Source organism: Streptomyces sp. CAU 1734 (assembly GCF_039888735.1).
Classification (GTDB): Bacteria; Actinomycetota; Actinomycetes; order Streptomycetales; family Streptomycetaceae; genus Streptomyces.
Genome location: NZ_JBDQQP010000016.1, coordinates 19,534 through 29,818, shown reverse-complemented (window position 1 = coordinate 29,818; position 10,285 = coordinate 19,534). Strand labels below are relative to the sequence as shown.

Annotated in this window: 5 protein-coding genes; all 5 read right to left on the bottom strand. The window is 75.8% G+C overall.

Annotated features, from left to right (window positions below; genetic code table 11):
- Nucleotides 1-76: 76 nt before the first annotated feature.
- Nucleotides 77-1,222, bottom strand: coding sequence for a hypothetical protein (locus AAFN69_RS27475; protein ID WP_347731523.1), 1,146 nt, complete (start codon nucleotides 1,220-1,222; stop codon nucleotides 77-79).
- A 223-nt stretch (nucleotides 1,223-1,445) separates the two neighbouring features.
- Nucleotides 1,446-2,891: a cellulose binding domain-containing protein gene (locus tag AAFN69_RS27470; RefSeq protein WP_347731522.1), complete on the bottom strand. Its 1,446-nt coding sequence runs from the start codon at nucleotides 2,889-2,891 to the stop codon at nucleotides 1,446-1,448.
- Between the two features lie 744 nt (nucleotides 2,892-3,635).
- On the bottom strand, nucleotides 3,636-3,896 hold the full coding sequence (locus AAFN69_RS27465; protein ID WP_347731521.1) for a hypothetical protein: 261 nt from the start codon (nucleotides 3,894-3,896) through the stop codon (nucleotides 3,636-3,638).
- Between the two features lie 583 nt (nucleotides 3,897-4,479).
- Entirely contained in the window at nucleotides 4,480-7,863 is a 3,384-nt protein-coding gene (locus AAFN69_RS27460) for a helix-turn-helix domain-containing protein (protein WP_347731520.1), read from the bottom strand.
- 1,259 nt (nucleotides 7,864-9,122) lie between these two features.
- Entirely contained in the window at nucleotides 9,123-10,082 is a 960-nt protein-coding gene (gene rfbA, locus AAFN69_RS27455) for a glucose-1-phosphate thymidylyltransferase RfbA (RefSeq protein WP_347731519.1), read from the bottom strand.
- Nucleotides 10,083-10,285 lie beyond the last annotated feature (203 nt).

Genomic DNA, 10,285 nt, shown 5'->3' with positions numbered 1-10,285 from the left:
GACGCGGTGAGGGGGCCGGCGCATCCGGGTGGATGCGCCGGCCCCCTCGGCGTCACCGGGTCACCGGGTCACCGGGTCACGGCTGGGGCGTCGGCTCGAAGCCGGGGTCCTCCATCGGGGAGGACTCGAAGGACCCTCCGGGGGCGCCGCCGAAGAGGCCGCCCATCAGCTCGTCCAGGTTCAGCTCGGTGGCGCCGGCCGGGGCCTTGACCTTCGGCGCCTCGCCCATGCGCAGCACCAGGCCGAACTTCTTGACGCCGTCCTTCTTCGCCAGCTTGGCGATGTCGACCGAGACCTCGGTCAGTTCGCCGTTGCGGAGGGTGAAGGAGGCCGCGGCCTTGCGGTCGGGCACCTGCTTCAGGTCCTTGGCGGTGGGCAGCTCCACACCCGGCGGCAGCTGCGCGGCCAGCGGGCGGAGCTCGCCGATCATCGCGGTGACCAGGGTGCGCAGGGAGGCGGTGGCCGTGACGCGCTCGGCGCCGTCCTTGCCGTCCTCGGTGCGGAAGTCGACCTCGCGGGCGATGGTGTCCTTCAGCGCGCCGACGATCTTCTTCTGCGTCTTGGCGTCGAGCACGTCGTCGAGCTTCTCCGGCTTCGGGGCACCCGCGCCGGCCGGCTCGTCGAACTGCTCGGTGAACTTCTCGAGGTCCTTCATGGAGACCTTGACCCACTCGCCCTTGAGGGCGCCCTCCAGCGCCTCGGCGCCCGGGGGCAGGTCCGCGGGGGACGGCATCGGGCTGCCCATCAGCTTCCCGAAGGACTCCAGGTCGGCACGGTAGTAGGTGGTGTCACCCACCATGCGGTACTCGGCCTGGGCACCCTGCGGGCCGGTGATCTTGACGGCCGCGGCGGTGATGTCCTTCTCGCCGGACTCGGTGAGCGGCTTGCGCGAGTGCAGGGAGAAGGAGACCCGGCCGTCGGTGAACAGCTCGGCCATCCCCGCGGGGAGCTTGTCCTCGGGCGCCGACCCGGCGTCCAGCGCCTTCAGGGAGGCGGCGTCGGTGTCCAGGTCGAGCTCGATGAAGAGCGAGTGCTCCTTGCCGAGCTTGTCGAAGGCCCGGTCGAGCTTCTGCCCGGCGGTCAGGTTCTCCACCGTGCCACAGGCGGCGGCGGTCGCCAGGACCAGGGTGACGGCGGCAGTGGCGGTCAGGGTGTTGCGTATGGCGGAAATGACGGTCTCCTCGTAGGTGCGACCACAGTGGTGGTCGCCAAGGAGACCCACGAGGCACCCGCAGGGTTGTACGCGGAATCCGGTGATAAGCGCGGGACCCGGGGTGCCGGCGGGGCGCGGGGGCCATCACGCGGTGATCATCCGGAGCGGTACGGCCCCGGGTGCACGGCCCCGGGTGCGGCTGCCGCCCCGCGTCCGGGGCGGGGACGGACGGGGGCGCGGGTCCGCCGGGCCTTCCCGGCCGGCCGGGGCGGGCCGGCCGGGAGGCGGGGGGTCAGGGGGCGGGGACGGTGTCGGTGAACGCGGTGCCGCGCGCCCGGTGGCCGGCGACCTCGGCCTTCACCTGCGCGGGGGTCAGCACGGTGTCCTTGGCGAAGTAGACCCAGTCGGCCTGTTCGCGGTAGGTGCGGCGGGTGCCGTCCGGCGGCAGGATCGCGTTGAACCAGTTGTTGAAGCTCAGCAGCATCGGCGTCTCGGGGTAGTGGATGCCGCCGTGCTCGGCCAGCAGCTCGCCGTCGATGTAGTAGCGCATGGTGCCGCCGGAGACCTGGAGGACCAGATCGTGCCAGCCCGCGTGGCTGCGGTCCCTGGTGGTGTGGGTGTTCACCGGGTTCCAGGGGCTGGTGCCGTAGGTCTCCCAGGAGGTGGCGAACATGACGTGGCCCGGATGCCCCCAGCCGCCGTTGGGCAGGTACTCGAAGTCGAGCTCGCCGTACTCCGGGTCCATGTCGTGGCGCAGCGGGGTGATGGTGAAGAAGGTCTGCACGGACTGGTCCCCGTCCGCGGCGCCCGCGCCGGCCTCCAGGGGGGCGTCGCTGAACCACACCCGGGCCGCGTAGGTGCCGGTGTGGAATTTGCGCTGCTGGGAGATCTCGCCCTGGACCGTGCCGGCGAGGGTGCCGTCGGTGTGCGAGTCCAGCCGGAGCACCTGCTCGCCGTCGACGGTGGGGAAGGAGACCGCCGAGGGCGACCAGCCCGCGCCGGCCAGTCCCGGGCCGCCGCCCCAGCTGCGCGTGTACCAGCCGTGCGCGCCGAGCCGCCAGTCGCCGGGGCCGGTGTAGGCGAAGTCGTCGAAGAAGGTGTTCGCCGGGGAGGGCACGGTGCCGTTGGGCGCGGTGCCCCAGATCTGGGTGCCGTCGCGGTGGACGGTGGCCCTGGACCAGTCGGCCCAGGCGGTCCGGCCCGGGCCGAAGGAGTGGTCGTCGCTCTGGTCGACGTTCCGCCAGTCGGTGCGGTGCAGCCGCAGCCGCAGATCGCCCGAGCCGGCGCCGGGGGCCAGGGTGCCGCCGGTGAAGCCGATCTCCAGATAGCGGTCGGCGCCCGGCGACTCCTCGGCCGGGGTGTGGACCGTGCCGGTCACCCCGGCGCAGCCGAGCTCGGCCCAGTCGCAGGCGAAACGGTAGCGGGCGGTGGGCGTATCGGCCCGGAAGTGGTAACGGATCGTCACCTGCGACAGCGGGAGGGCGGTGCTGCCGGTGTTGGCCAGCCGGAACCAGGGCGCGGCCTGGCTCGCGGTGGCGGCCGGGGCGCTGGTGCGGTACTGGAGCCGGACACCGTCCCGCGCGGCGGCGGAGGCGGGCACGGGCGCGGCGGCGGCCGGGGGCACGGGTGCGGGCGCGGCGGCGGCGGGTGCGGGGAGCGCGGCCAGGGTGGTGGCGATCAGGCCGGCCGAGGCGGTGAGGGCGGCGGTGCGGCGCAGACGCGCGGTGCGGGGGTACAAGCTGGACCTCCGTGACGGGTGGGGGCGCGCGGGACGTCGGACCGCGTCGTCGCGGCCGGTTCGCCGCCAGATGCTAACGCCGCGGGTGTGCGCGGATGCCGGATCCGATCATTGTTCACCGGGCGGCCGTGCCCGCCGGTGAGCGCGCTCGCGTCCCGGACAATGCGCCCGGGGCCGGGGCGGACCGGGGCCGCCGGCGCCGGTGAGGCCGGTGTCCGGCGGGCGCGGACCCGCCCCGGGGAGGTGCCGGGAGAGCGTGCCCGGGCGGGCGGGGAGATCCATTGTTCGGACGGGCCGGGGCGCGGGGTCCGCACGGCCCGTACGGGCCGGGGGGGCGGTACGGGTGGGGCCGTGCGGGTGGGGCCGTGCCCCGGCGCCGGCGGGCCGTCGTGCTTCCGGGCCCCGGCGCGGGGTTCGCGCCGGGGGCCGGGCGGGGAGATGGGCCGGTGGCGTACGGGAGGGTCGTACGGGGAGGGCCGTGCCGCTCCCGTGCCGCCGTGCTCCCGGGCCGGGCGCGGGAGTTCGCGCGCGGGCCGGCAACGGGAGTGGGGCCCGCGGCTTCCCGCGGGCCGGGCGCGGGGCCCGGCGCCGGGGGGTGGGGGGATGCCGTTTCCTCCGGGCCGCCGGGCGGGGCGGTGGGGCGCTCCGCCGGGGTGCGGCGGCCGGTGAACGGAGGCGGCGGGTACGGCGGAAGGGTGTGGCCGGTCCCGGGCGCGCTCCCGCGCGCCCCGGGCCGGCCGAGGGTCAGCGCTTGAGGACTCCGTCGAACCGCGCCCAGTCGTACATCTGGTGCACGGCCTGGCCGAGGATCGGGATGCTGATGTGCTCGAAGACGTCCTCGATCAGGTCGATGTCACCGGTGTTGTAAATCAGCGGGGCGTTGATGTTGATCAGGCCGCCGCCGGAGGGGGGAGCGGTCTGCCCCGCGGCGTGGGCGGGGCTGCCCGCCAGCGCGAGCGCCATGGCTGCCGCCGACACCGATACCGCCAGACCCGCAGTGCGCATACGACGATTCATCGTTCTCCGATCAGGGATGTCAGGTTGTCCGGAATGCTTCGGCGCAGCGTCAACTGCCGCATGAACGCGGGGAGTTGGGGTGGCCGAAACCGTCCGGGCCGAAGTGATCTTCAGCCTGCCACCGGGTCAAGGGCAAGTAAAGTGCCGGGAAGCGGGAAGTTGATCATCGGCTGATTCCCGGCGTCCGGGGTGCCGGGCGGGGCTGCGGGCACGGGCCCGCGGGGCCGGCCCGCGGGGCGGTGAACCGGCGCCGCGCGGGCGGGACATATCCGGGCAGCCACCGGAATACCGCGCTCCGCCGGAGCCCCCGGGACGCCGGGCGGCGGCCCGGTGCCGGGCGGGCCGGGGCCGTCCGCGCGGGCGGCGGCGGGGCGTCCGGGCGCCCGCCGGGGCGCCGGGGTGGCCGGAATTCATCCCTCCGTACCGGGGAGGACACCGCGAAGAGGCCGGGCGGGCGGCGGGGCGGCCCGGCCGCGTACGCCTTTCCCGTACGGGATCCGGTACGCCGTTCCCGTACGGGAAAGGCGTACGCCGTCCCCGCGGGCCCGTTCGCGCGCCGGGCCCGGCGGGGTCAGCAGATGTCTCGGTAGGGGACGGCGGGGATGTGGGTCTTCCAGTCCGCGCGGGTCAGGACGCCGCGGGCGCGGGCGCAGACGGCGGCGGCGACCCGGTCGGGGTCGATGGGGTAGGTGCGGGGCGGGGTGTATTCGCCGTCGAGGGTCAGGGTCTGGGTGTCGCGGCTGAAGGTGAGTTCCTTGACGGTGTCCCCGCTGGTCAGCAGGGGTTCGCCCAGAGGGCGGCTGGAGAGGGCGTCCCACAGGCGCACGGTGCCGGCGGCGCCCGCGGTGGCCAGGATGCGGCCGTCGGGCGAGTAGGACAGGGCGGTGACCGGTTCGTGTTCCTCCGGTCCGGTGCCGCCGCTGGTGGCGGCGAACGCGGCCAGGCGCCGGTTGTTGGCCTTGTTCCAGATGGTGACCTGTCCGGTCGCGATGCCGGTGGCGAACCGGTCGACGCCGTCGGGGCCGACGGCGACGGCGGTGCGGGCGCCGAGCGACGACGGCGGGGGCGCGGGGGTGTCCGGGATGTCGCCCGGGATCCAGCCGGGGTCCAGGGCGTTGCCGACGCAGAGGGTGTGCACGGTGGAGGTGTTCCCGGAGGGTTCCTCGGTGTAGTGGATCTGGCCGTGCCAGGGGTCCAGGCGCAGTGACTGGATGCGCTGGCCCTTCAGGGGGTAGCGGAAGACGGGCCGGGCCAGGCGGGTGATGCGGTAGGCGCGGATCTCCCGGTCGTCGGCGGTCACCAGGAACCGGCTGTCGTGGGTGGCGGCGAAGTGGGTGGCCGCGGGCAGGGAGGCGAGTTCCCTGCCCCGGAACAGGTCCCAGATGCGGACCGGTTGGCCGGGGGTGATTCTGATCAGGCGGGGCACTCCGTAGTCGATCAGGACATCGCGGTGGTCGTCGCGGGCGGGTGCGCAGATCTCCCGGGAGGTGCGGGAGGTGTGGGAGGTCGGGGTGCGGCGGTCCGCGTCGATGTGCCAGATCTCCAGGGCGTCGGGGCGGGTGCAGACGGCGATCAGCCGGCCGCCGGCGCTGTGGGGTGAGCGGGGGGCGGCCCCGGCCGCGCGGCGGAAGACGACCCGGTCGCGCTCGGTGCTCCAGACGATGACGGCGGTGCGGGTGCGCAGATGGAGGCTGGCGTCGTCGGGGAGGTTGAGCGACTGGACGTCGGCGGAGCGGAAGGGGAGGCGGCGCAGTGCGCCGGTGACGGTGTTGCGGAGCTGGAGGCGGCCGTCGTCGCCGGTGGTGACCAGTTGGGTGCCGTCCCAGGACAGCAGCCGGGCGCTGCGCTGTTCGCGGAGGTCGAGTTCGAGGGAGTGGGTCTGGCGGCGGGCGGCGACGTCCCAGATCCGTACCCGGTCGCCGAAGGTGGCCAGGCGGGCGCCGTCGCTGCTGAGCTGGGGCGGGATGGGGGGCCGGTTCTGGTCGGCGACCAGGGGGAGGGTGGCCTGTTCGCGCTGGGAGAGGGCGCCGAAGAGGGCGGCGCGGGCTTCGAGGGTGGGGCTGATGCGCCAGGCGGCGACGCTGAGCCGCAGGGCGGTGGCGGGGTCGGCGTAGCGCATGTTCTCGGCGGTGGAGGCGACCTGGCGGGAGGTGGCCTCGGCGAGGCGTTCGGTGCCGTCGCGGTGGCGCTGCCAGGCGGCGGCGCCGGCGACGGTGGTGAGGACGAGCAGCAGGGCCACGGTGGCGGTGACGGTGCGGGCGCGGCGCTGTTCGCGGCGGCGGGCGGCGGTGCCGGCGGTGAGGAAGTCGTTCTCCAGGGGGGAGAGTTCGCCGGGGCGGGGCGGGGTGAGGAAGGCGGCGGCGGCCTCGGCCAGCCGGGTTCCCCGGTAGAGGGCGCCGCTGTCGCGGCCCAGGGTGTCCCAGGTGCGGGCGGCCTCGGTGAGCCGGCGGTGGACGCGCAGGCGTTCGCGGTCCTCGGCGATCCAGGCGGCGAGGCGGGGCCAGGCGGTGATCAGGGCCTCGTGGGTGAGGTCGGCGGTGGTGCCGTCGAGGGTGATGAGCCGGGCCTCGGCGAGGCGGCCGATGACGGCGGCGGTGTCCGTGCCGGGGTCGGGGCGGCTGCCGGGGGCCGGGTGGGCCCCGGGGGCGGGGTGGGCCGCGGGGGCGAGGGCGCCGGCCGGGCAGGCGGGGCCGAGTTCGTCGCGGGCGGCCGGACGGCGGGTGTCGGGGGTGCCGTCGCCCGGGGAGATCAGGCGCAGCAGGATGCGGCGGGCCTCGCGGGCCTGGGCGGGGGTGAGCCGGGTGTAGGCGGCCTCGGCGGTGGCGGCGACCGCTCCGTCGAGACCGCCGCTGGCCTGGTAGGCGGCGAGGGTCAGCAGATGGCCGCGGCGGCGGCGCCAGGTCTCCAGCAGGGCGTGGGACATCAGCGGGAGGACACCGGGCCGGCCGGCGGTCTCCTCGATGATGCGGGCGGTCAGGTCCCGTTCGACGGAGAGCCCGGCGGCCCGGGCGGGTTTGGTGATCGCCTCGCGCAGTTCGGCCGGGGTCATGGGGGTGATCAGCAGCTGGGCGTCGCGCAGGGCGTGGGCGAGGCCGGGGTGTTCGGCGCAGCGGCCGTAGAAGTCGGCGCGGACGGCGGCGATGACGCGCAGGCCGCTGCCGGGTTCGCGGGCGGCGAGGAGGAGTTCGATGAAGCGGGCCCGCTCGGCGGGGTCGTGGCAGAGGGTGAAGAGCTCCTCGAACTGGTCGACGATGACGACGGTGTCGCCGGGCAGTTCCGGGGCGGCGGGCTCGGTGCGGGTCCGGTGGGCTCCGTTCTGGCGGGAGCGGGCCGGGGCGGGGGCGGGGCCGTGTTCCTCCGCGGTGCCGGGGGTGCGGGGGGCGAGGGCCGCGGCGTGGGTGGTGGCGGGCCGGGGGCCGGGGGTGAGGATCCTGATCGCGGTGCACGGGGTGCCGGCGGTGCCGGGGTCGCGCAGCCGCGGGATGAGGCCGGCGCGCAGCAGTGAGGTCTTGCCGCTTCCGGAGGCTCCCATGAGCATCACGAAGCGGCGGGCGGCGAGGAGGCCGGTGAGGTCGGCGAGGAGGGCGTCGCGGCCGAAGAAGAGGTGCTGGTCGCCGGGTTCGTAGCGGGTCAGTCCCCGGTAGGGCGGGGTGGTGGTGCCGTCGGCGGTGCCGGTGCGGACGGTGGCCTCGTCCTCGCCGGCCCGGCGCCAGCGGGCCTCCCACGCGCTCAGGTCTCCCCCGCAGGCGGTGACGTAGGCGCGCAGGGCGGCGAGGGAGGGCAGGCGTTCGCCGGCCGCGGCCTGGGAGAGGGTGGTCACCGAGTATCCGGCGCGGCGCGCCATCTCCCGGTAGGTGATGCCGCCCGCCGATGTCCGCAGTGCCCGCAGTTCGTGTGCGAACTGCTGTACCGGCCCCGCCTCGGGGTCCACCGGTACTTCTCGACGACCCGCCACGGTCCGTCCTCCTTTTGTTCGCCGCCGGCCCCGGCCCTGGCCGGAGCGTGTTCCGGTACGCGGTCAGCGGTGATCGCGCACTCCCTCACAGGACCGCACGGTGTCATTGTTCGGACAGGCCGGGGAGGGTGTCCGAACAATGGGAGCGGCTGGTGGAATCAGTAGCGCACACCACGGGGGACACAGTCTCCGGCGGTCCCGACCGGGCCGCGGGCGGCTGTCGCGGGGGTGGTGACGGACCCTCCCGTCACCACGGCCCCGAACGGTCCGGAGCGCGCCGCGGGGGACGCGGTCGGTCCGGGACACCGCGCGACGGGGGAAACGGTGCGGGGCCCGCACAGGGGCCGGCGCGCCGGCGCGGTGTGATGGTGCCCGGTCTTCCGGCCCGTTCGGCGGAACGGCCGGGCATCGCCGTGTTTCCGCCCCGGCGGGCGCCGGCGGCGGATACCGTACGCGGGCGGCGGGCGGCCCGCCGGTCCCGGTACCGCCCGGAGCGCACCGAGCGGTGCCCACGGGAGCCGGCGGGCCGTGCGCGGGGCGCCGGGCTCAAGACCCTCCGCGGGAAGCACGTGCGCGGCGTCCGGTTGTCACCGCCGTGTGAGCCGCGCCGGGCCGTTCCGGCACCGGTCTGTCTGCCTGTCTGTCTGTCTGTCTGTCTGTCCAGGCGGGCGGGGTACGGTCGGAGGGGCCGTCCGGACGGGTACGGGGCCGGCGAGGCGCGCGGGCCCGGTCGGGCGGCCGGGGAACGGGCGGCGGCGGGCCCGGCGGGTCCCGGGACCGCGTACACCGGAATCATCTCCCGCTCGGACGGGAGCGCCGCCGTCCCGTGCCGGACCGTGCGCGCGGCGCGGGCCGGTGCGCGGCCCCGTCACCCGTCTCCTTCGGCCCGGTTCCGCTCCCCGCGCGGGCGCGCGGCCGGGCCCGCACCGGCCCCCGGGGGGGCGCAACGAGCCGGCGGGACCCGGCCGGTGCGCGGCGGGGCGGGTTGTCTCCCGGATGCGCGGGGCCCGTGCCGGGGCGGTCACGGGCCGGGCGTCCGGGCCGCTCCCCCGCCGGCGCTCGGGCGCCGCCCCGTGGGCCGCGTACCGCCGCCCGGAACGGACGGGCGGATTCCGTGCGCGGCGGGGTTGTCCCCGCGGGGCGCGGCGAGCCGGGCCGCTCCCCCCGCTCCCCCGGTGCCCCGGTGCCGCGGCGGCACGGCTCACCGGGGCGCCGCGGCTGCGGGGCGGGACGGGGCGGGTACGCCCCGGCCGGCGGGGTCAGCCGGCGGCGAGGCCGGGCCAGGGGTCGGCGGCGGTGCCGGCGTAGTCGAGGGCGGTCAGGGCGCGGGGCGGGGCGTGGAGTTCGGCGCGGGCGGCGGCGGCGATGGACATGACGTACTGGCCGTAGCCGGATTTGCGCAGGCGGGTGCCGAGGAGGTGGCACTGGTCGGCGTCGATGTAGCCCATGCGCAGGGCGACTTCCTCGATGCAGGCGATGCGCAGGCCCTGGCGCTGTTCGAGGGTCTGGATGTACTGGGAGGCGTCCAGGAGTGAGTCGTGGGTGCCGGTGTCGAGCCAGGCGAAGCCGCGGCCGAGGTCGACGAGGGAGGCTTTGCCCCGGGTGAGGTAGTCCTGGTTGATGTCGGTGATCTCCAGTTCGCCGCGCGGGGAGGGGGTGAGGCCGCGGGCGATGCGGACGACGTCGTTGTCGTAGAAGTAGAGGCCGGTGATGGCCCGGTTGGACTTGGGGTGGGCGGGTTTCTCCTCGATGGACAGCAGGCGTCCGTGGGCGTCGGTCTCGCCGACGCCGTAGCGCTCGGGGTCGCGGACGGGGTAGCCGAAGAGGAGGGCGCCCTCGTGGTGGGGCAGGTGGCGGTGGAGGAGCTGGGCGAAGCCGGGGCCGTGGAAGACGTTGTCGCCCAGGACCAGGGCGACGGAGTCGTCGCCGATGTGGTCGGCGCCGATGATGAACGCCTCGGCGAGGCCGCGTGGTTCGTCCTGTTCGGCGTAGGTGAGGTTGATGCCGAGGGAGCTGCCGTCGCCGAGGGCCCGGCGGAACTGCGGGAGGTCGACGGGTGAGCTGATGAGGAGGATGTCCCGGACTCCGGCGAGCATGAGCACGGAGAGGGGGTAGTAGATCATCGGCTTGTCGTAGACCGGGAGCAGTTGTTTGGAGATGCCGAGGGTGATCGGGTGCAGGCGGGTGCCGTTGCCGCCTGCCAGGATGATTCCCTTCACTGAACAGCTCACCTCGTGTGTGGTTGCCGGCTCGTGGACGGGGCCCGGAGTCGGTCGGTCGGGTGGGGCTCGGGGTCTGTCGGTCGAGGGTGGGGGCGGGTGGTCGAGGACGTCTCGAAGGGGGGTGCTCTCCCCCGGGGCCGCGGCGGTGGGGCGCCGGGCCCCGGGGGCGGGCGGGGGGGGGGGGGGGGGGGGGGGGGGCC

Bases quoted from the DNA above. Each gene is read 5' to 3' on its own strand.
- AAFN69_RS27465 (WP_347731521.1), bottom strand. From the start codon at position 3,896: ATGCGCACTGCGGGTCTGGCGGTATCGGTGTCGGCGGCAGCCATGGCG.